Genomic DNA, 20,420 nt, shown 5'->3' on the forward strand with positions numbered 1-20,420 from the left:
CCTTGTCTCACAGGCCGTTGGCGTGCCAGCCGCCGTCGACCGGGAGCGCGGCCCCGGTGACGTAGGCGGCGTCGGCGGAGGCGAGGAACGCCACGGCGGCGGCGACGTCCTCCGGCGTGCCCGCGCGCTTGGCCAGCGTGCGGGCGATGTGCTCGGCGCCGGTCCATTCGCCCCAGGAGGGGGTGCGGATCGGGCCGGGGTGCACGGCGTTGACCCGGATGTCCGGGCCGTACTCGGCGGCGAGCTGGCGGACCATGGCGTCGAGCCCGCCCTTGGCCGCGGCGTACGCGGTGGCGCCGGGCATCCCCACCAGCGCGTGGATGCTGCCGGTCACCACCACACAGCCGGACCGGGGCCGCAGCAGCGGAACCGTCGCGCGCACCCCGAGGAACGCGCTGCGCAAGGTCATGTGCTGGACCGCGTCCCAAGCCTCGACGGCCAGCTCGTGCGGCGGCGTCTTCGGCGGCTTGTGGCCGACGTTGAGGTGCAGCACGTCCAACTCGCCGAGGTCGGCCACCCGCGCCCAGTCGGCCTCGGACGTGGCGTCGAGGTGGAGGTAGCGGCCGCCGACCTCGGCGGCGACGGCCGCGCCGCCGTCGCCGTCGATGTCGGTGACCACGACCGACGCGCCCTCGGCCGCCAGTCGCCGCGCGGTGGCCGCGCCGATGCCGGAGGCACCGCCGGTGACCAGCGCGGTCTTGCCCGTGAACCGGTTCACTTGCCCAGCCCCGCCGTGAGGCCCTCGGTGATGCGCCTGCCCAGCCACAGGTAGAGCAGCAGCATCGGGATGATCGTGATCGACACCCCGGCGAACAACGCGCCGTAGTCCGCGCCGCTGTACTGCTGCTGCTGGATGAACCCGATGAGCGCCAGCGACAGCGTGTACTTCTCGGTGCTCTGGATGAACATCAGGCCCAGCAGCGTCTCGTTCCACAGGCCGATCGCGTTCAGCAGCAGCGCGGTGACCAGGCCGCCGCGGGCCAGCGGCAGCATGATCCGGAAGAACGTGCCGGTGGCCGACACGCCGTCGAGCGCGGCGGCCTCCTCCAGTTCGCTCGGCAGCGACCGGAAGAACCCGGTCAGCAGGAACACGGTGAACGGCAGGTGCGTGGCCACGTACACGAGGAACAGGCCGAAGAGGCTGTCGATCAGCCCGAGCTCGGCCAGCACCGAGTACAACGGCAGCACGATCACCTGCAGCGGGATGCCCAGGCCGATGGCAAACAGCATCGTGATGCCGCCCGACAGCCTGCCCGCGCGCCTGCTCAGCGCGTAGGCCGCGGGCGCCGACACCGCCACGACCACGACCGACGCGGTGACCACGAGCAGGATCGTGTTGATCGCCGCCTCGCCGAAGCCGCTGTCGGTCCACGCCCTGCCCCAGTTGCCGAAGTCGAGGCTCGTCGGCAGCGCCCACGGCGCGTTGAGGATCTCCGAGCTGTTCTTGAACGAGCTCATCAGCATGAACACGAACGCGAACAGGCAGAAGGCGACGAACAGCCACACCGCCGTGGTGCCCAGCGGCCGCAGCACCTTCGGCCGCGAAGTCGTACTGATAGCCATGTCTCTCCCGCCTAGAACTGGACCGCGTCGCGGCGCATCGCCCGACGCAGGAGCGCGACCATGCCGCTGACGAGCAGCAGCATCACCACGGCCGACGCGCAGGCGTAGCCGAAGCGGTACTGCGGGGTCTGGCCGCCGAAGGTCACGCCGTAGACGAACACCGCGGCGTTCCACTCGTAGGTCGGCGGCATCGTGCCCTGGCTGGCGCCGAAGGCGTAGATGAACTCGAAGACCTTGACCGAGCTGATCGTCCACAGCACCGCGGCGACGCTGATGACGTCCCACGACAGCGGCAGCGTGATGTGCCGCAGCTTCTGCCACGCCGACGCGCCCGCGAGCGCGGCGTCCTCGTAGAAGTAGCCGGGGATGCGGTCCACGCCCGCCATCAGGATCGCCACGTAGAATCCGGTGCTGATCCACACCATCGCGATCATGATCATCAGGAAGGCGCTGTCCGGCCCGATCCATGCCACCGGTTCGCCGCCGAGCTTGACGATCAGGGCGTTGAGCAGGCCGTCGTGCCGGAGCAGGAAGCCCCAGAAGATGGCGAGCACGATCGGCGAGACGATGTGCGGCAGGAAGATCACCCCGCGCACGAAGCCTTTGCCCTTCATGTCGCGCAGCAGCAGCATGAAGCTGAACGCGAGCACGAAGATGCCGAGGCCGACCACGACCAGGATCAGGAGCGTGTTCCAGAACGCCTCCTGGAACAGCGGGTCGTCGACCAGCGCGGTGAAGTTGTCCGTGCCGCGCCAGGTCGGGGTGTTGATGCCGTCCCAGCTGGTGAACGCGGCGTACACCGAATACAGGGTCGGGCCGATGAACAGGACCAGGTAGAGCACCAGCGGGATGGCGAGGAAGGGTCCGAAGATCCGCCGTTGACGGCGGGCCAGCGGCGAGTGTCCGCCGCGCACGGGGCGTGGCCCCGCGGGCCGCCGGGAGTCCCGGCGGCTCGCGGACCTCGATTCGAGGGTCAACGCCATCAGCCCTGCGTCTTCCAGAACTCGACCGACTTGGCCTTGACCTGGCTGACGAAGTCGGCGGCGCTGGCCTTGCCCTGCATCAGCGACTGCGCGACCGGCTGGAACGCGGTGGACTCCCAGCCGCCGAACTTCAGGCCGAGCGCGGCGCCCGACGGGTAGACCGACTTCTCCTGGAACGACTTGGCCAGACTCGTCAGCGCAGGCGGGGCGGCGATGTCCGAGCGCGGGGTGATGTTGTCGGCCTTGGTGCTGATGCCCTCCAGGCGCGACTTGTTCAGGAAGTACGCGACGAACTTGCCCGCCGCGTCGCCGTGCTCGGCGGTCTTGGGGATGCCGAAGCCGAAGAAGTTCACCCCGACCGCGTCGTCGCCGCCCTCGATCTGCGGGAGCTGCACCGAGCTGTACTCGAAGCCGGACGCGGCGTAGGTCTTGGTCTCGCTGGTCACCCACGAGCCCTGCAGGATGTAGGCGGCCTTGTTCTGCGCCCACAGGTTCTGCTGCGCCGGGTACTGGCCGGAGTTGTAGCCAGGGGCGAAGTAGCCGCCCTTGACCAGCTGCTCGACCTTGGTCAGCGTGGCCAGGACCTTCGGGTCGTCCCACGCGGCGCCGCTGCGGTCGGACGCCAGCTTCTGCACGCCCTCCGAGCCGAACGCGCGGATCAGGGTCAGCAGCGGCCAGTACTTGGCCACACCGGTGTTGTCGGCGTCGAGGGCCAGCGGGGCAACGCCCTTCGCCTTGGCCGCGTCGAGCAGCTTCAGGAAGTCGTCCCAGGTCTTGGGCTGCTCGGTCGGGTTCTCCTTGGCGTTGAACCAGATGCCCTCACCGGTCACCTCGTAGGGAACCATGAACGGCTTGCCGTCCTTGTCCTTGAGGTAGTCGACGTACTTGGCCGGGATGACCTCGGAGACCTTCTTGCCCTCGCCGGGCACCTCCAGGTTGTAGACGAAGGTCAGGTCGGCGGACTGGCCCGCGTTGGCCAGGCCGTTGCCGAGCTGGTTCATCGACTGGTCGACGAGGTCGGCGGCGGCCTTGGTGCGCAGCGACGGGGTGAGCTTCTTCATCACCTCGCGGCCGTGCCACTGGACGTTGACCTTGACGCCGGTGTCCTTGGTGAACGAGTCGATGGCGGCCTTGATGACCTGGGCCTGCGGCTCCTTCTCCTGCCACATCGACCAGTAGGTGAACTCGCCGGAGCCCCCACCGCTTCCTGCGTCGCTCGACGACCCGCAGGCCGACACCGCGAGCAGGGCACTCAGACCGAGCGCGGCGAAACTGATGGAGCGGCGGAACCGCCCGGAACGGGACGATCGGGTCATGACTGGGGACCACCTATCTGGGAATCGTTCACGCGGGCCGCGCCCGCGGGAAGGGGGTGTCGATTACTGGCCTTGGCCCGCACAGTGCTGACGAATTCGCGCAGCACGGCCAACGCCGGGTGGGGAACGAGCCCCAAGTGGTAGAGATGCAGCTCGTCGAGCCCGGCGGCGAGGTAGCGCTCCGCCAGGTCGTCGAGCGACGGCCCCTGTGGTGACCGGAGCGTGTCCGGTCGGAAATATCCCCCTACCGCTACGTCTGTTCCGACGTATGCGGACAGCTGTTGGAGCTGGTCGGCGGCCTTCTCGCCGCCGACCCAGCAGCTCGTCACCACGCTGTCCAATTCGGACGGCGGGGTGCCGAGCGCGGTGAACGCGCCGGTGGCCAGCGGGTCGACCGCGCCGTGGAACGTCACCGGCAGGTCAGGCCGCGTCGCCCTGGCCGCGGCGACAACGCGCTGCCGCAGGGTCGTCGCGGTCCGCGCCACCACATTGGTGACCGCCTCGGCGAGATCCGCGCCGAGGGCGTCGGCCACGGTCGCGGGCGCCTGGGCACCCACGGCCGCGCGCACCAGTGCCGCCAGCCGGACGCCGTCGATCCCCGCGGCGGCGTACGACTGGTGGCACGCGGTGCAGAAGCAGAGGGACAACAGCTGCTTCTGCACCGCGGTCCATGCGGCGAAGTCCACCTTGTCGTGGTGGCCGCCGTGTTCGACGCCGAGCCGCCCGCACGCCTCCAGGATGATCCCGTCCGGCTCGGCGATCTCGACGATCTCGCTGGCGAGGGTCACGCAGTAGTCGCTGACCGCCTCGGCGCTGGGGCACAGCGCGTAGGTGTACGGCTCGCCGAAAGCGTTGCGCACCACCAGGTCCTCGTTGGCCCGGCCGAGCGCGCTGGTGTGGGTGAACACCGTCCACGCCAACACCTTCATGCCCGCCGCGCGCACGTCCTTGGCCGCCGCGGCCCAGGCACCCTCGGGCAGCCACTCCGCGTCCAGCGGCCGGAGCCTGCCGGTCCACTTCGCCGCCCGCACCGGCAGGTAGCTGGCCGCGTGCGGCGCCGTGACGAGTCGAGTGGTCGGGTGAACGGGGGTGGGCACCCGGGTGCTGTGGTAGGCCGCAGCGAGCGCGACGGCGTCGACGCCGAGGTCGCGGGCGCGGGGACCGGCGGCGGGGTCGCCGTCGAAGTCCCAGGGGTAGGCGTAGCCGACTGTGGTCACCATCGCGGCTTCACCAACTCGTAGGTCGGGTCGACGCGCTTCATGTAGCCGGTGTCGTCGCGGTCGCGGATGCCGCAGTCGAGGTACTGCTGGTGCAGCCTCGCGAGTGCGTCGCGGTCGAGTTCGACGCCGAGGCCGGGCGTGGTCGGCACCGCGACTGAGCCGTCCACGAAGGACAGCACGCCGGGTTCGATGACCTCTTCGGTCTTCCACGGCCAGTGCGTGTCGCAGGCGTAGGTGAGGTTCGGGGTGGCGGCGGCCAGGTGCACCATCGCGGCCAGGCTGACGCCCAGGTGCGAGTTGGAGTGCATCGACAGGCCCATGTCGAAGGTGTCGCAGATGCCTGCCAGGACGTGGGAGCGGCGCAGGCCGCCCCAGTAATGGTGGTCGGAGAGGATCACGCCGACCGCGTCGGCGAGTACGGCGGGCTTGAGGTGGTCGAACGAGACCACGCACATGTTGGTGGCCAGCGGCATCGGGACCGCGCGGGCGACCTCGGCCATGCCCGGGATGCCCGGCGTCGGGTCCTCCAGGTACTCCAGCACGCCGTCGAGCTCGGCGCCGACCTTGATCGAGGTCTGCGGGGTCCACGCGGCGTTCGGGTCCAGGCGCAGCGGCAGGTCGGGGAACTCGGCGCGCAGCGCGTGGATCGCGGCGACCTCTTCCTCGGGCGGGAACACGCCACCCTTGAGCTTGATGGCGGTGAACCCGTACTCGTCGATCATCTTGCGGGCCTGCGCCACGATCCCAGCCGGGTCGAGCGCCGCGCCCCACTCGTCGGGCTCGAAGCCCGGGTGGCGGTCCCACTTGTAGAAGAGGTAGGCGCTGAACGGGATCTTGTCGCGGACGGCGCCGCCGAGCAGGTCGGACACGGGCAGGCCGAGCAGCTTGCCCTGGATGTCCAGGCAGGCGACCTCGAACGGGGAGTAGACCCGGTCGACAGTTCCGCTCTCAGTGATCATTCCGGTCAGGCCGTGCCCGTCGGCGCCCGTGTCACCGCCGAGCACCCTGGCCGCGATGGCGAACAGCGTGTGCAGGGCGAAGACGTCCTGGCCGACGATGGCGTCGGCGACCGCCCGGAGGCGGACGAGGTGCCCGCTGTCGGCGTAGGTCTCGCCCAGACCGGTGACGCCCTCGTCGGTGTGCACCTCGACAATAGTCCGGATGGCGTAAGGCTCGTGCACGCCGACGGCGTTGAGCAGCGCCGGATCGCTGAACGCGACCGGGGTCAGCGTGACGCCGGTGATCCGGGTGCTCATGCGGCCACCTCCCAAGGCCGGTGGCTCCACTCGCGAAGGCACCGTGACATTGATTCGCTCGCAAGCTCGCTCATACCGCGGCCACCTCGCTGGTCAGGGCCAGACCGGCGGCGAGCACGCGCTCCAACTCGGCCACGTGCTCCGGCGACGGGTCGACCAGCGGCGGCCGGACCCCGCCGACGTCGAGCCCCCGCAGCCGGACAGCGGCCTTGACCAGGGAAACGGCGTACCCGGGGACCTTGTTGCGCAGCTCGACCAGCGGGTGGAAGAAGTCGGACAGGAATCGCTCGATCAGGGCATGGTCGCCGCACTCCGCCGCCTTGTAGAACGCCAGCGACACGTCCGGGGCGAAGCAGAACACCGCCGACGAGTACAGGTGCACGCCGATGCCCTTGTAGGCGGGGACGGTGACCTCGGCGGTCGGCATCCCGTTGAAGAACTGGAACGGCTTGTCGCTGCCGTTGAGCGCGCCGCGCACGGCCAGCACGATCCGGCCGAGCAGGTCGAGGTCGCCGCGGCCGTCCTTGAAGCCGGTGACGTTGGGGATCCGCGCGACCTCGGCGGCGCTGTCCGGATCGAACACCGCGTTGCCCCGGCTGTAGACGATGATCGGCAGGTCGGCGGCCGCGGCCAGCTCGCGGGTGTAGGCGACCAGGCCCCGCGGCGGGGAGGCGACCAGGTACGGCGGCAGCATGAGCAGGCCGTCGGCGCCCGCGGCCTGCGCGGCCCGGCTGAACTGCTTGGCCAGCGGCAGCGCGCCGCCGGTGCCCGCGTAGACCGGCACGGCGCCCGCGGTCACCTCGACCGCGCGCCGGATCAACGCCTCGTACTCGCCCGGCTCCAGCGCGTGGAACTCGCCGGTCCCGCACGCGACGAAGACGCCTCCCGGCCCGGCGGCCAGGCCTTGGGCGAGGTGGGCGGCGAACATGTCGAGGTCGACCGCGCCTTCGGCGTCGAACGGCGTGACGGGGAAGAACAACACCCGGTCGAGCATCTGCACCGGAACTCCTGGGTTCATGTATGTGAACAGCGGTCATACTTGCGAACTGTGGGCCGGAACGGTAAGACTGCTCACACCCGGTGTCAAGCCGAGGTTTCCAGACAGTTACGACAGGCCCCGCGACAGAGGAATGCCCATGACAGCCAACGCTTCGACGGACGGGTCCGCCATTCCGGCGTCGGTCAAGTCAGCGGCCAGGACCATCGACATCCTGGAATTACTCGCGGGCTCGGAGCGCAGGCTCACCCTCAGCGAGATCCAGCGCAGGCTCGACTTCCCCAAGTCCAGCCTGCACGGACTGCTCCGCACACTGGTCGCGCGCGGCTGGGTCGAGACCGACGACCGCGGCACCGCCTACAGCGTGGGCCTGAGCGCGCTGCGCGCCGGTGCGACGTTCCTCGACCGCGACCCGGTCGTGCAGGTGGCCAGCGCGGTGCTCGCCCGGCTGCGCCGCCAACTCGACGAGACGGTCCACCTGGCCCGGCTCGACGGCGCGGACATGGTCTACCTGGCCAGCCGCGAGTCGCCGCACCACCTGCGGGTCACCTCGCGCATCGGCAGGCGGCTGCCCGCCCACGCGACGTCGCTCGGCAAGGCCGTGCTGTCCACATTGGACCCGGTGGACGTCGGCGCGATCCTGCCCGCCAAGCTCGCCGCGCTCACCCCGGACACCGTCGTCGAGCACGACGAGCTGCGCACGGAGCTGTCGGCGGCCAGGGTGCGCGGATGGGCGGTCGAGCACGGGCAGAACACCCCGGGCCTGACCTGCTACGCCGTGGCGATCCCCAGCATGCCGACGGTCGACGCGATCAGCTGCTCCATCCCGCAGACCCGGCTCAACGCCGAACATGAGGGCCAGATAGTCACCGAATTGATGGCTGCGGCGGACGAGATCGCCCAGCTCTGCCGTGCGAGGACACCCCGATGAAGCTTCTGATCACTGGCGCCGCGGGAGGCGTCGGCACCCTGCTGCGCCCCCGGCTGGCCACGCCCGGCCGGACGCTGCGCCTGCTCGACATCGTCCCGATCGCCGACCTCCGCGACGGCGAGGAGTCGGTGACGGCGTCGATCACCGACCTCGACGCGCTCACCGAGGTGTGCGCGGGCGTCGACGCGATCCTGCACCTGGGCGGCCTCAGCACCGAACACCGGTGGGATCAGATCTCCGAGGTCAACATCGAGGGCGCGTACTGCCTGTTCGAGGCCGCGCGCCGGGCCGGGGTGCCGCGGGTGGTGTTCGCCAGCAGCAACCACGCCGTCGGCTTCCACCCCAAGGACGGCACCGAGGCCCCCGATTACGGCTACCCGCGCCCGGACACGTTCTACGGCGTGAGCAAGGTGCTCGGCGAGGCGCTGGGCAGCCTGTACCACGACCGCTACGGGCTCGACGTCATCTGCCTGCGCATCGGGTCGTGCTTCCCGAAGCCGGTGAACGCCCGGATGCTCGCCAGCTGGCTGTCCCCCGACGACTGCGGGAGGCTGGTCGAGGCCGCGTTGGCCACGCCGGACCCCGGCTTCCGGATCGCGTGGGGCGTCTCGGCGAACACTCGCCGCTGGTGGTCGCTCGACGAGGCGCGGGCCATGGGCTTCGAGCCGCTGGACAACGCGGAGGTGTTCGCGGACGAGGTGTCCGACGAACCCGACGAGTTCGACAGGTTCCTCGGTGGCGCTTTCTGCGCGCCGTACGACTACAGCGAAGGACAGTCATGACCGTGCAGGGCTACGACCCGCGCACCGCTGCCCCCATCGGCGACCCGGTGGCCACGACCGAGCTCCGGGATGTCCTGGACATCGTGGCCAAGGCGGTCCAGGCACTGCCGGCTTGGGCGGCCGACGCCGACGCCAGGGCGACCGCGCTCGACGCCATCGCCGACGCGCTCGACGCCGACGTGGACCGGCTGGTCGCGATCGCCGACGAGGAGACCGCGCTCGGCGTGCCCCGGCTGACCAATGAGGTCGGCCGCACGACCGGCCAGCTGCGCATGTTCGCCGAGGCGCTGCGCACGGGCAGGCACCAGGACGTGATCCTCTCCCCCGCGACCGACACCCGCCCGGACGTGCGGCGGATGCTGCGCCCCATCGGCCCGGTCGCGGTGTTCTCCGCGAGCAACTTCCCGTTCGCGTTCTCCGTGGCCGGCGGCGACACCGCCTCCGCGCTCGCCGCGGGCTGCCCGGTCGTGGTCAAGGCCCACGAAGGCCACCCGCGGACCTCGGTCGCCGTCGCCGACATTCTCCGCTCGGTGCTCCCGGACGGCGTGTTCGAACTGATCCATGGCCGCGACGGTGGCACCCTGCTGATCGGGCTTCCGGGGATCAAGGCCGTCGGCTTCACCGGTTCGGTGGCGGGCGGGCGCGCGCTGTTCGACTACGTCAACAAGCGGCCCGACCCGATCCCGTTCTTCGGCGAACTGGGCAGCGTCAACCCGGTCGTGGTGCTGCCCGGCGCGGCCGCGGACGCCGCGAAGATCGCCAGCGGCTACGCGGCGTCGCTGACCATGGGGTCCGGGCAGTTCTGCACCAACCCCGGTCTGATGTTCGTCCCGGACGAGCCCGAGCTGCTCAACGAGCTCGCGGAGGCGGTGCGGGCCACCACGTCGGGTCCGCTGCTCACCGAGAACATCCACCGCGGCTACCTGGAGCGCCTGGCGGCGGGCACCGCGCGCGTGCTCGCCACCGGCACGGCGGGCGACGACGCCTGGGCGGTGACGCCGACGGTGTTCGCCACCGACATCTCCGACTTCCTCGACGACTGGGAAGACCTGTCGGAGGAGACCTTCGGCCCCTCCGGGCTCGTCGTCACCTACTCCGACACCGAGTCGCTGCTCGCCGCGCTCAAGGTCGTGCCCGGCAGCCTGACCGGCACCGTGCACGCCACCCCGGCCGACGACGAACTCGCCACCGAGGTCGCCGAACGCCTGCGCACCCGCGTCGGCAGGCTCATCTACAACGGCTGGCCCACCGGCGTGGCCGTGTGCTGGGCCATGCACCACGGCGGCCCGTGGCCCGCGTCGACCAACCCCGCCCACACCTCGGTCGGCGTCACCGCGATCGACCGCTGGCTGGTGCCCATCGCCTACCAGGACTGGCCGGAGCACCTGCTGCCCGCCGACCTGCGCACCAGCAACCCCCAAGCCGTCAACCAGACCGTTCAGAGTTAGGAACCACAATGGCCACAGTCGAATACCGCGGCGCCACCCGCCTCTACCCTGGCACCGACCGCCCCGCGGTCGACGGACTCGACCTGGAGATCCGCGACGGCGAGTTCATGGTCCTCGTCGGCCCCTCGGGCTCCGGCAAGTCCACCGCGCTGCGCATGCTCGCGGGCCTGGAAGCCGTCGACGGCGGCGCGATCCACATCGGTCCAACCGAGGTGACGCACGCGCAGCCCAAGGACCGCGACATCGCCATGGTGTTCCAGAACTACGCCCTCTACCCGCACATGACCGTGCGCCAGAACATCGGCTTCCACCTGAAGATCGCCAAGGTCGCCAAGTCCGAGATCGCCCGCAAGGTCGACGAGGCCGCCGCGCTGTTGGACCTGACCCCATACCTGGACCGCAAGCCCGCGAAGCTCTCCGGCGGCCAGCGCCAGCGCGTGGCGATGGGCCGCGCGATCGTGCGCGAGCCGCAGGTGTTCTGCATGGACGAACCACTGTCCAACTTGGACGCCAAGCTGCGCGTGCAGACCCGCACCCAGATCGCCTCGCTGCAGCGCAGGCTCGGCGTGACCACGATCTACGTCACCCACGACCAGGTCGAGGCGATGACGATGGGCGACCGCGTGGCGATCCTCAAGGATGGGATCCTGCAACAGTGCGGCAGCCCGCGTGAGGTGTTCGACCGCCCGCGCAACCTGTTCGTGGCCGGATTCATGGGATCGCCCGCGATGAACCTGCTGCCGCTGCACGCCGAGGACTGGTCACTTTCGTTCGGTGGCACCCGGATCGACCTGTCCCCCGCCCAGCGCGCCGCGGCGACCAGCCGCGAGATCACACTCGGCGTGCGCCCGGAGGGCTTCCAGATCGTCGGCGCGAACGATGGCGAACGCGCGATGGTCGAGGTGGTCGAGGAACTCGGCAGCGACAGCTACCTCTACACCACAACGGACGGCGACACGGCCCACCCCATCGTGGTCCGCTCGGGCGCTCGGGATGTGCCCACCCGCGGCACCACTATCGGCCTGAAGGTCCAGCGCTCGGACGTGCACCTGTTCGACACCGCGACGGGCGCGCGGCTCCCCGACTAGTGCCTATCTCTTCCCGGACGCGAGGTTGTCGATCGCGTCCGGGGAGAGCAGGTCATCCAGAATCATCACCACACAGGCCGCCAACGCGGCCTGATCGTCCAAAGTGCTCGCCTCAATCGTCAGCCCACGCGTCGCGACATCCGTCGACTGCTGGTAAGCCAACTCCCGAATCCCCGCCACCAGCCCATCCGACACAATGTCCCCGCTGACCACGATCGCCGCCGGATTCAGCAGGTTCACAACCCCGGACACAACCTCCCCAATCCGCCGCCCGGCGTCCCGAATCGCGCGCAGAGCCCGCGGATCCCGAGCACGCACGAGATCACCGACCGCCCGAGCATCTGCCACGCCCAACTCACGCGCCAACGCCCAACCGCCCGCGTAAGCCTCCAAGCACCCAGTCGCCCCGCACCGGCACACCCGATCGCCGCCGATCTTCGTGTGCCCGATCTCGCCGGATGCCCCAACGGCCCCCCGCACCAACCGCCCATCAGCGATGATCGCGACACCCACCCCCGTCGAAGCCTTGATCATCACCAGGTCATCGATCGCGGGCTGCGCCTTGTGCTCCGCCAACGCGAGCACGTTCACGTCGTTCTCCACGACCACAGGCACCGGGAACCGCGCCCCCAACACCTCCGGCACCTCAACCTTGTCCCACCCCGGCGCCACCGGCCGACTAACGATCCGCCCAGTCACCCGGTCAACCACCCCAGGGATGCTCACCCCGATCCCCCGCACGTCACCATGCGTCCGCCCAGCGGCGACCAACAACCCGTCAAGCTGACGGATCACCGCGGCCAACGCCGCGTCCGGCCCCTCCGTGAACCCCGAAGCCACCGCCGACGACGCCAGGATCCGACCCGCCAGATCGCACACGGCGAACTGCGCCCGGCTGGCACCCACCGCGGCGGCGAGCACGACAGCGCCCGTGGCGTGGAACTCCAGCCGGACCGGCGGACGCCCGCCCGTCGACCCGCCCTCGGCGCGTTCGACCACGAGGCGGTGCTCGATGAGCTGGTTGACCCGCAGCGACACCGCGGTCCGCGAGAGCCCGGTCAGCCGGGCGATGTCCGACCGGGTCTCCGCCTGCCCTTCGCGCAGCAGCTGGAAGACCTCGCCAACGGACATGCCAGGCGCCGACATCGGTCGTCCCGCCACCGGACACCCCTCACTCTCGATGTTCAACCGGACACTACCCAACAGTAATGTCTTTTTCGTACCTAAGTGTGCTTGATTATGCGCCTAAGTACCGTAGGGTAGGCCCCATGCAGGCATTGCCCCAGGTCGCGTCGTGCGACATCGTCGTTTTCGGTGGGACCGGCGATCTCGCCATGCGCAAGCTCCTGCCCGCCCTCTACCTCCGCGACCGCGACGGCCAGCTGACGGCCGACTCGCGGATCATCGCGGTGTCCCGCGCGGGCCTCGACGACGCGGGCTACCGCGACAAGACCGCCGCCGAGCTGATCGGCTTCCTCCCCGAGGGCAGCTACGACGCGGCCGCGGTCGACCGCTTCCTCGAGCGGCTGCACCACGTGACCATCGACGTCGCCGAGCCGTCGGCGTGGCACGACCTGTGCGCGCTCGTCGCGCCCGCCGCGCGGGTCCGCGTCTACTACCTGGCCTGCGCGCCGCGGCTGTTCGGCCCCATCTGCAGCGGCCTGAAGGCCAACGACCTGGTCAGCTCCGCGTGCCGGGTGGTGCTGGAGAAGCCGATCGGGCACGACATCGAGTCCGCGCGCCAGATCAACGACGAGGTCGGCTCGGTCTTCGCCGAGGAGCAGATCTTCCGGATCGACCACTACCTCGGCAAGGAGACGGTGCAGAACCTGCTGGTCCTGCGCTTCGCCAACGCGCTGTTCGAGCCGCGGTGGAACTCACGCGCGATTGACCACGTGCAGATCACCGTCAGCGAGACCGTCGGCGTCGGCGGCCGCGCCGGGTACTACGACGGCTCCGGCGCGCTGCGCGACATGGTGCAGAACCACTTGCTGCAGCTGCTCTGCCTGGTCGCGATGGAGCCGCCCACGAGCCTCGACCGGGAAGCGGTCCGCGACGAGAAGCTGAAGGTGCTGCGCGCACTGCGCCCGCTGACCGGCCGCGAGGTCGAGCGGTCCACGGTGCGCGGGCAGTACACCGCGGGCCTCGTCGACGGCAAGGCCGTCCCCGGCTACGCCGACGAACTCGACGCGCCCAGCGACACCGAGACCTTCGTGGCGCTCAAGGCCGAGGTGCAGAACTGGCGCTGGGCCGGGGTTCCGTTCTACCTGCGCACCGGCAAGCGCCTCGGCCACCGCGCGTCGGAGATCGTCGTGCAGTTCCGCCCGGTGCCGCACTCGGTGTTCCCCGACATCCCCGACGCGGCGATCGCGCCGAACCGGCTGGTCCTGCGCCTGCAGCCCGACGAGGGCGTGCGGCTGCACATGGTCACCAAGGAGCCGGGGGCGGGCGGGCTGCGGCTGCGCCAGGTGCCGTTGAACCTGAGCTTCGCCGAGACCTTCAAGGAACGGGTGCCCGAGGCCTACGAGCGGCTGCTGCTCGACGTCGTGCGCGGCAACCCGACGCTGTTCATGCGCCGCGACGAGGTCGAGGCGGCGTGGGCGTGGATCGAGCCGATCCTCGACGCCTGGCGCGAATCCGGCTCGCCGAAGCGCTACCCGGCGGGCACCAACGGCCCGACCGCGGCCACCAGCCTGATCGAACGCGACGGCCGTGACTGGCACGAAGAGGAGCACGCGTGAATCGGACCCTGACCGCCGTCACCGACCGGATCATCGCCCGCAGCGCTGATTCCCGCGGTGCCTACTTGGAGCGCCTGCGCGCGGCGGCGGCCACCGGTCCCGCGCGGTCGAGCCTGGGCTGCGCGAACCTGGCACACGGGTTCGCCGCGTGCTCGCCCGCCGAGAAGCTCGGCCTGCGCGCGGCGGTGAAGCCGAACATCGCGATCGTGTCGTCCTACAACGACATGCTGTCGGCTCACCAGCCGTTCGCGGCCTACCCGGACCAGCTCAAGGCGGCGGTCGCCGAGGCCGGTGGCGTGGCGCAGTTCGCGGGCGGCGTCCCGGCGATGTGCGACGGGATCACCCAGGGCCGCGCGGGCATGGAGCTGTCGCTGTTCAGCCGCGACCTGATCGCCATGTCGACGGCGATCGCGCTGTCGCACGACATGTTCGACGGCATGCTGCTGCTCGGCGTGTGCGACAAGATCGTGCCCGGCCTGGTGATCGGCGCGCTGGCCTTCGGCCACCTGCCCGCCGTGCTCGTCCCCGCCGGTCCGATGGCGTCGGGTCTGCCGAACGCCGAGAAGAGCCGCGTTCGCCAGTTGCACGCCGAGGGCAAGGTCGGCCGCGAGGACCTGCTCGCCGCGGAGTCCGCGTCGTACCACAGCCCCGGGACCTGCACGTTCTACGGCACCGCGAACTCCAACCAGATGCTCATGGAGGTCATGGGCCTGCACCTGCCGGGCGCCAGCTTCGTCAACCCCGGCACCCCGCTGCGCGAGGCCCTGACCGCCGAGGCGGGCCGCAAGGTCACCGGCCTGACCGCCCTGGGCGACAACTACACCCCGGTCGGCGAACTGCTCGACGAGCGCGCCATCGTCAACGGCGTGGTCGCGCTGCTGGCCACCGGCGGGTCGACCAACCACACGCTGCACCTGGTCGCCATCGCCGCCGCGGCGGGGATCGACCTGCGCTGGGACGACTTCTCCGCGCTGTCGGCCGTCGTGCCGTCGCTGACGCGCATCTACCCCAACGGCACCGCCGACGTGAACCACTTCCACGCGGCGGGCGGCACCGCCACCCTGATCGGCGACCTGCTCGACTCGGGCCTGCTGCACCCGGACGTCCGCACGATCTCGGGTTCCTACAACGAGTCCTACCGCCAGGAGCCCGCGTTCGACGAGGGCGCCCTGGTGTGGCGCGACGGGCCGCGCGAGAGCCTCGACAAGACGGTCCTGCGCGGCGTCTCCGACCCGTTCTCCCCCGACGGCGGCCTGCGGATGCTCAACGGCGGCCTGGGCCGCGCGGTGATCAAGGTGTCCGCGGTGAAGCCGGAACACCGGGTCGTGCACGCCCCGGCCCGGGTGTTCGACGACCAGAACGACTTCCTGGCCGCGTTCGAGGCGGGCACCCTGTCCGGCGATTTCGTCGCCGTGCTGCGGTTCCAGGGTCCGATGGCCAACGGGATGCCCGAGCTGCACAAGCTCACCCCGGCTCTCGGTGTGCTCCAGGACCGCGGGGACAAGGTCGCGCTCGTCACCGACGGCCGCATGTCCGGCGCGTCCGGCAAGGTCCCCGCCGCCATCCACCTGACACCGGAAGCCGCGGCGGGCGGCCCCTTGGCCCGCGTCCGCGACGGCGACCTGATCTGCCTGGACGCCGAGGCGGGCTCGGTCGAGATCATGGTCGACCCCGCGGAGTTCGCCGCCCGCGTCCCGGACACCCAGCCGGGCACCGCGCCCCTGGGCACCGGCCGCGAACTGTTCGCCCCCCTGCGCGCGGCTGTCGGCCCGGCCGACCGCGGCGCCTCTGTGTTCGGAGTTGTGGCATGAGCGAGCTTGCGAGCGAATCGTCGATACAGTGTGCCGGGAATGCCTCCGAGCGGAGCGAGGAAGGCCAGATGAGTGTTCTGGACCTGTCGCCCGTGATCCCGGTCGTCGTGATCTCCGACGTCGCCACGGCCGTCCCGCTGGCGGAAGCCCTGCTGGCGGGCGGAATCCGCACGATCGAGGTCACCCTGCGCTCCCCCGCCGCGCTGGACGCGGTCGAGCGGATCGCCGCCGAGGTCCCCGGCATGATGGTCGGCGTCGGCACAGTCGTCACCCCGGCCCAGGTCGACGCCTCGGTGGCCGCGGGCGCGGGCTACCTGATCAGCCCCGGCAGCACCCCGGCGGTCCTGGACGCCATGGCCGACTGCGGGCTTCCCTATCTGCCAGGCGTTTCCACCGCGTCCGAGGTGATGATGGCCGCCGAACGCGGCTTGACCGAGCTGAAGTTCTTCCCCGCCGAGGCCGCGGGCGGCGCGAAGTACCTCGCCGCACTGGCCGGGCCGTTCCCGCACGTGCGGTTCTGCCCGACCGGCGGCATCACCCAGGAGACGGCCCCGAAGTACCTGGCACTGTCCAATGTGGGCTGTGTCGGCGGCTCCTGGCTCACCCCGACCGACGCCGTGGCCACGGGCGACTGGGCGCGAATCACCCAGTTGGCCAAGGAAGCCACCGCGTGAGAACGCGGGGTGGCGGACTGGCGCCCTAGCCCAGTCCGCCACCCCGGCCATCATCGGCGATGCGGCTCACCAGCCTTCGTACCGGCGCCGGTCAGAATGGGGCGAGTGATCCTTCGCCTTGTCTGGGTGCGGGGATCTCGTAGTCGACGAGTGGGTCTTGCCCGACGTCGTGGGTTCGCCCACCCGGTGTCGTCCACACGAACAGTCCGGGGCGGGTCTGCCGCAATCGCCACGCCGGTTGGTCTTTCAGCTTGTGGTGCAGCGGGCACAGGCAGCCGAGGTTGTCGGCGCTGGTCGAGCCGCCCCGACTGTGCGGGACGGTGTGGTCGAGTTCGCAGGCGGCGGCCTGCCGGTGACAGCCCGGGAACCGGCACACCTGGTCGCGCAAACGGATGTGGCGGGCGAGATCGGCGCCCGGGTGCCTGCGGGCGCTGACTTCCAGCACCTTCCCCGCGGGATCGGTGACCACCCGCCGCCACGCCGTGCCCTCGGCGGCCACCAGTTCGGCGACCGCGGCCGAGCTGATGCTGCCGTACCCGGCCAGCGTCCCCGGCACGTCGGCCCCGAGCAGAACGGTGTAGGGCACCGCGACCTGCAACTCGACGCTGACACCCCGGCCACCACCGTTGACGACCATGTCGTAGAGCGCGTCGGCCCGCAGAGCGTCCAGCGGCTCACTCGCGCCCTCCGCGCGCATCGCCCGCGCCACCTTGTCCACCATCAGATACACCGCCCGCAACCGCTCGCCCGTGTCATACACGTCGAAACAGGCCATCCCATCCTCGGCGACGTAGAGACCCACCCGACGCTCCCGCCGCCGCTGCTCCCGACGCCGCCGCGCACCCTCGGGATCGACCCGGTCCTTCTTCGCCCGCAGGGCCTGCCGCCACCCCTCGATCGTCTTGCCCTCGGCGCGAGCCAGGATCCACGCCTCCAACTCACCGGCGTGCTCGACGGACAAGGTCTCGGTGATCTCAGCCAACGCGTGCGCCCGGGCCAGGTCGATCCGCGCCGCCGCCAACGCGTCCACAGTGGACGGAAACAGCGCGACAAGCCGAGCCGCCCGAGCCACCTGGCACGCCGCGTGCCCCGGCGTCCACCGCAACTCGACCCCGACCTCCGCCCCCGCGAACCGATGCCCACCCCCGTCGCGATCCGGCCGCAACTCAGCCATCCGCGCCAACGCCCGAACCTTCACCGCGTCGCGGACCGCCTGCTCGCGCTCCAACTCGCGCAGCAGGTCCAGCACCTCCACGTCGCTCATCCCGGCGACCACATCGACATCGAACACAAGTTCAACAATACCGGCGAAAACAGCCCATTTCCGCAGGTAGAAGAAGACCACCCGATCGTGCGCCGGGGCCAACAACCTATCGGGTGACGGAACCAAGGAACGCCGACCACCCCATCGACACCACCCGGCCGCGACGTGCGGACTGACGCCGCGCACGATCGTCTCGTTGATCCCGCTGTGGAATGGACGGCGGCGGACTGGACCGCTGGGACCAGCCCGGCGACAACGGTTCCAGCGAGCAGCGCCGAGACGAGCGAGCGGATACGTTCGCCCAGCTGTTAGTCCTGATGGACGGTAAGCCCGACCGCCCTGAAGGGTTCAAGGACCGCTTCCGGCGCGTCGGCGTCAGTGACCACGGCGTGGATGCGCGGGATGGCGCAGATCCGGGCGAACGCCCTGCTCGCGAGCTTGGAGCTGTCGGCGACCACCACGACCCGCTGCGCCCGGTCGACCATCAGCGCGTTGATGCTGGCCTCGCCCTCGTGGTGGGCGTAGGCGCCGCTGTCGGCGTCGATGGCGTCGACACCGAGGAACAGCACGTCGAGGGTGATGTCGCCGAGCACCTTGGTGGCCAGCGGGCCGGTGAGTTCGAACGACTGCGGCCGCGCGACGCCGCCGGTGACGACCAGCTTGATGTGCTGGCGCACGGCGAGTTCGTTGGCGATGTTCAGCGCGTTGGTGACCACGGTGATCGTCGGACCGTCGCCCGGCCGGGCCAGGTCGCCGCGGGTCGCGATCGCGCGCGCGACCTCTGTAGTGGTCGTGCCACCGTTGAGGCCGACGACGTCGCCCGCGCTGACCAGCGCCGCGGCCGACTGGCCGATCTTGGACTTCTCCGGGGCGCGCCTGCCCGACTTGTAGCGCAGCGGCAGGTCGTAGCTGACGTTGTTGACCACCGCGCCGCCGCGGGTGCGGGTGAGCAACTGCTGCTCGGCCAGGTGGTCGAGGTCGCGCCGGATGGTCGCGGCGGACACCGTCAACTCGTCGGCCAGTTCCTCGACCTCGACGCGGCCCCGCTCGCCGAGCAGTTCGAGCAGGCCGCTCAGGCGCTCGTGTCGGTTCATCGCCACCTCCGTCATCCGTTCGATCAGTTGCGCCGGCAAGCGCGATCGGCTGCGCAGGCCGACACTCACCGCTGGAACAGTCTCAACGACTGAGCGCGATTGCGCAAAGATGCTTGATTCTGCCCACTTTCATGTAGCATCGTGCACGAATGGACCAGCGAAATTGGTCGTTGAGGGAGGATCTCGTGGCGTTGTCTGCTTCCGTGGTGGAGATTGAGAGCCAGCCTGAGTGCTGGACGCGGGCCGTGGACATCGCTCCCACGCACGCGGCGGCGCTGCCGTCGCCGGGCGAGCGGGTGGCGGTTACCGGCTGTGGCACGTCGTGGTTCGTGGCGATGGCCTACGCGGCGCTCCGGGAGGACGCGGGACAGGGCGTGACCGACGCGTTCGCCGCCTCCGAGTTCCCGGTCGGCCGCGACTACGACCGGGTGGTCGTGATCTCGCGCTCCGGTACCACGACCGAGGTGCTGGACCTGCTGGCCGCGCTCAAGGGCCGCACCACCACCGTGGCCATCACGTGCACTCTGGACTCGCCGGTCGTCGGCCTGGCCGACCACGTGATCGAGCTGCCGTTCGCCGACGAGGAATCCGTCGTGCAGACCCGCTCGGCCACCTCGGCGATCGCGCTGCTGCGCGCCAGCCTCGGCGAGGACCTGACCGCCGCCATCGCCGACGCCAAGAGCGCGCTGGCCGAGCCGCTGGGCAGCCTGCCCGAGGCCGAGCAGTTCACCTTCCTCGGCCAGGGCTGGACGATCGGCCTCGCGCACGAGGCCGGGCTGAAGCTGCGCGAATCGCGCTGCTGCGCGCCAGCCTCGGCGAGGACCTGACCGCCGCCATCGCCGACGCCAAGAGCGCGCTGGCCGAGCCGCTGGGCAGCCTGCCCGAGGCCGAGCAGTTCACCTTCCTCGGCCAGGGCTGGACGATCGGCCTCGCGCACGAGGCCGGGCTGAAGCTGCGCGAAGCCGCCCAGCAGTGGACCGAGTCGTACCCGTCGATGGAGTACCGCCACGGTCCCATCTCCATCGCCGAGCCGAACCGGGTCACCTGGGTGTTCGGCCAGGCGCCGGACGGGCTGGCCGAAGACGTCGCCGCCACCGGGGCGACCTTCTTCGCCAACGACCTCGACCCGCTGGCCCAGCTCGTGCTGGCGCACCGGCTCGCGATCGCGGTTGCCGAGCGCAAGGGCCTCAACCCCGACCGCCCGCGCCACCTCACCCGGTCGGTGATCCTTTCCCCGTCGAGCCAGTGACCG

18 protein-coding genes and 1 pseudogene are annotated in these 20,420 nt (G+C 70.6%); 9 read left to right on the forward strand and 10 right to left on the reverse strand.

Going from position 1 to position 20,420, the window contains the following annotated elements; all coding sequences use genetic code 11:
- Positions 1-7: 7 nt before the first annotated feature.
- The 7 genes from ACSHT8_RS07800 to ACSHT8_RS07830 all read right to left on the reverse strand — a co-directional run bounded on the left by ACSHT8_RS07800 (position 8) and on the right by ACSHT8_RS07830 (position 7,332).
- A complete protein-coding gene (locus tag ACSHT8_RS07800) occupies positions 8-718 on the reverse strand; it encodes an SDR family NAD(P)-dependent oxidoreductase (RefSeq protein ID WP_436499148.1) in 711 nt (236 codons plus the stop codon).
- Entirely contained in the window at positions 715-1,563 is an 849-nt protein-coding gene (locus tag ACSHT8_RS07805) for a carbohydrate ABC transporter permease (RefSeq protein ID WP_436499150.1), read from the reverse strand. The genes ACSHT8_RS07800 and ACSHT8_RS07805 overlap by 4 nt, the downstream gene beginning before the upstream one ends.
- Before the next feature lie 11 nt (positions 1,564-1,574).
- Positions 1,575-2,546 (reverse strand): carbohydrate ABC transporter permease, encoded by a 972-nt coding sequence (locus tag ACSHT8_RS07810; RefSeq protein WP_436499152.1) that lies wholly within the window; start codon positions 2,544-2,546, stop codon positions 1,575-1,577.
- Positions 2,546-3,862 (reverse strand): ABC transporter substrate-binding protein, encoded by a 1,317-nt coding sequence (locus ACSHT8_RS07815; protein WP_436499154.1) that lies wholly within the window; start codon positions 3,860-3,862, stop codon positions 2,546-2,548. Before ACSHT8_RS07815 ends, ACSHT8_RS07810 begins: the two co-directional genes overlap by 1 nt.
- A complete protein-coding gene (locus ACSHT8_RS07820; protein ID WP_436499156.1) occupies positions 3,859-5,082 on the reverse strand; it encodes a hypothetical protein in 1,224 nt (407 codons plus the stop codon). The genes ACSHT8_RS07815 and ACSHT8_RS07820 overlap by 4 nt, the downstream gene beginning before the upstream one ends.
- The gene (locus ACSHT8_RS07825) at positions 5,076-6,338 is read right to left on the reverse strand and encodes a glucarate dehydratase family protein (RefSeq protein ID WP_436499158.1); all 1,263 of its coding nucleotides are present in this window, start codon (positions 6,336-6,338) and stop codon (positions 5,076-5,078) included. Before ACSHT8_RS07825 ends, ACSHT8_RS07820 begins: the two co-directional genes overlap by 7 nt.
- A gap of 70 nt (positions 6,339-6,408) precedes the next feature.
- On the reverse strand, positions 6,409-7,332 hold the full coding sequence (locus ACSHT8_RS07830; protein WP_436502010.1) for a 5-dehydro-4-deoxyglucarate dehydratase: 924 nt from the start codon (positions 7,330-7,332) through the stop codon (positions 6,409-6,411).
- 142 nt (positions 7,333-7,474) lie between these two features.
- On the opposite strand from ACSHT8_RS07830, the gene ACSHT8_RS07835 reads away from it, so the two are divergent.
- From ACSHT8_RS07835 to ACSHT8_RS07850, 4 genes are read left to right on the forward strand one after another with little or no spacing between them, the layout of a single operon-like run.
- Entirely contained in the window at positions 7,475-8,266 is a 792-nt protein-coding gene (locus ACSHT8_RS07835) for an IclR family transcriptional regulator (protein WP_436499160.1), read from the forward strand.
- On the forward strand, positions 8,263-9,048 hold the full coding sequence (locus ACSHT8_RS07840; protein ID WP_436499162.1) for an NAD-dependent epimerase/dehydratase family protein: 786 nt from the start codon (positions 8,263-8,265) through the stop codon (positions 9,046-9,048). The genes ACSHT8_RS07835 and ACSHT8_RS07840 overlap by 4 nt, the downstream gene beginning before the upstream one ends.
- Positions 9,045-10,496: an aldehyde dehydrogenase (NADP(+)) gene (locus tag ACSHT8_RS07845; RefSeq protein WP_436499163.1), complete on the forward strand. Its 1,452-nt coding sequence runs from the start codon at positions 9,045-9,047 to the stop codon at positions 10,494-10,496. The genes ACSHT8_RS07840 and ACSHT8_RS07845 overlap by 4 nt, the downstream gene beginning before the upstream one ends.
- An 8-nt stretch (positions 10,497-10,504) precedes the next feature.
- Entirely contained in the window at positions 10,505-11,584 is a 1,080-nt protein-coding gene (locus tag ACSHT8_RS07850; RefSeq protein ID WP_436499165.1) for an ABC transporter ATP-binding protein, read from the forward strand.
- A gap of 3 nt (positions 11,585-11,587) precedes the next feature.
- Here ACSHT8_RS07850 and ACSHT8_RS07855 read toward each other — a convergent pair whose 3' ends face one another.
- Complete coding sequence (locus tag ACSHT8_RS07855; RefSeq protein WP_436499167.1) at positions 11,588-12,745, reverse strand: ROK family transcriptional regulator; 1,158 nt, start codon at positions 12,743-12,745, stop codon at positions 11,588-11,590.
- Between the two features lie 107 nt (positions 12,746-12,852).
- Here ACSHT8_RS07855 and zwf point away from each other — a divergent pair, with 107 nt between their 5' ends.
- The 3 genes from zwf to eda all read left to right on the forward strand — a co-directional run bounded on the left by zwf (position 12,853) and on the right by eda (position 16,810).
- Positions 12,853-14,325, forward strand: a complete 1,473-nt coding sequence (gene zwf / locus ACSHT8_RS07860) for a glucose-6-phosphate dehydrogenase (protein ID WP_436499169.1) — start codon at positions 12,853-12,855, stop codon at positions 14,323-14,325.
- Positions 14,322-16,136 carry a phosphogluconate dehydratase gene (edd, locus tag ACSHT8_RS07865; protein ID WP_436499172.1) on the forward strand — a complete coding sequence of 605 codons (1,815 nt, stop codon included), beginning with the start codon at positions 14,322-14,324 and terminating at the stop codon, positions 16,134-16,136. The genes zwf and edd overlap by 4 nt, the downstream gene beginning before the upstream one ends.
- 68 nt (positions 16,137-16,204) lie before the next feature.
- Positions 16,205-16,810: a bifunctional 4-hydroxy-2-oxoglutarate aldolase/2-dehydro-3-deoxy-phosphogluconate aldolase gene (eda, locus tag ACSHT8_RS07870; RefSeq protein ID WP_436499173.1), complete on the forward strand. Its 606-nt coding sequence runs from the start codon at positions 16,205-16,207 to the stop codon at positions 16,808-16,810.
- Positions 16,811-16,901: 91 nt separating this feature from the next.
- Here eda and ACSHT8_RS07875 read toward each other — a convergent pair whose 3' ends face one another.
- Both ACSHT8_RS07875 and ACSHT8_RS07880 read right to left on the reverse strand, forming a co-directional pair.
- Complete coding sequence (locus ACSHT8_RS07875) at positions 16,902-18,101, reverse strand: DUF222 domain-containing protein (RefSeq protein WP_436499175.1); 1,200 nt, start codon at positions 18,099-18,101, stop codon at positions 16,902-16,904.
- A gap of 281 nt (positions 18,102-18,382) precedes the next feature.
- A complete protein-coding gene (locus tag ACSHT8_RS07880) occupies positions 18,383-19,168 on the reverse strand; it encodes a DeoR/GlpR family DNA-binding transcription regulator (RefSeq protein WP_436499177.1) in 786 nt (261 codons plus the stop codon).
- Between the two features lie 245 nt (positions 19,169-19,413).
- On the opposite strand from ACSHT8_RS07880, the gene ACSHT8_RS07885 reads away from it, so the two are divergent.
- Together ACSHT8_RS07885 and ACSHT8_RS07890 are read left to right on the forward strand one after the other, a co-directional pair.
- A complete protein-coding gene (locus tag ACSHT8_RS07885; protein ID WP_436499179.1) occupies positions 19,414-19,995 on the forward strand; it encodes an SIS domain-containing protein in 582 nt (193 codons plus the stop codon).
- A 146-nt stretch (positions 19,996-20,141) separates the two neighbouring features.
- Positions 20,142-20,417, forward strand: a pseudogene (locus ACSHT8_RS07890) (SIS domain-containing protein); the annotation flags it as partial.
- Positions 20,418-20,420 lie beyond the last annotated feature (3 nt).

Source organism: Actinokineospora sp. HUAS TT18, from assembly GCF_051364635.1.
GTDB lineage: Bacteria > Actinomycetota > Actinomycetes > Mycobacteriales > Pseudonocardiaceae > Actinokineospora.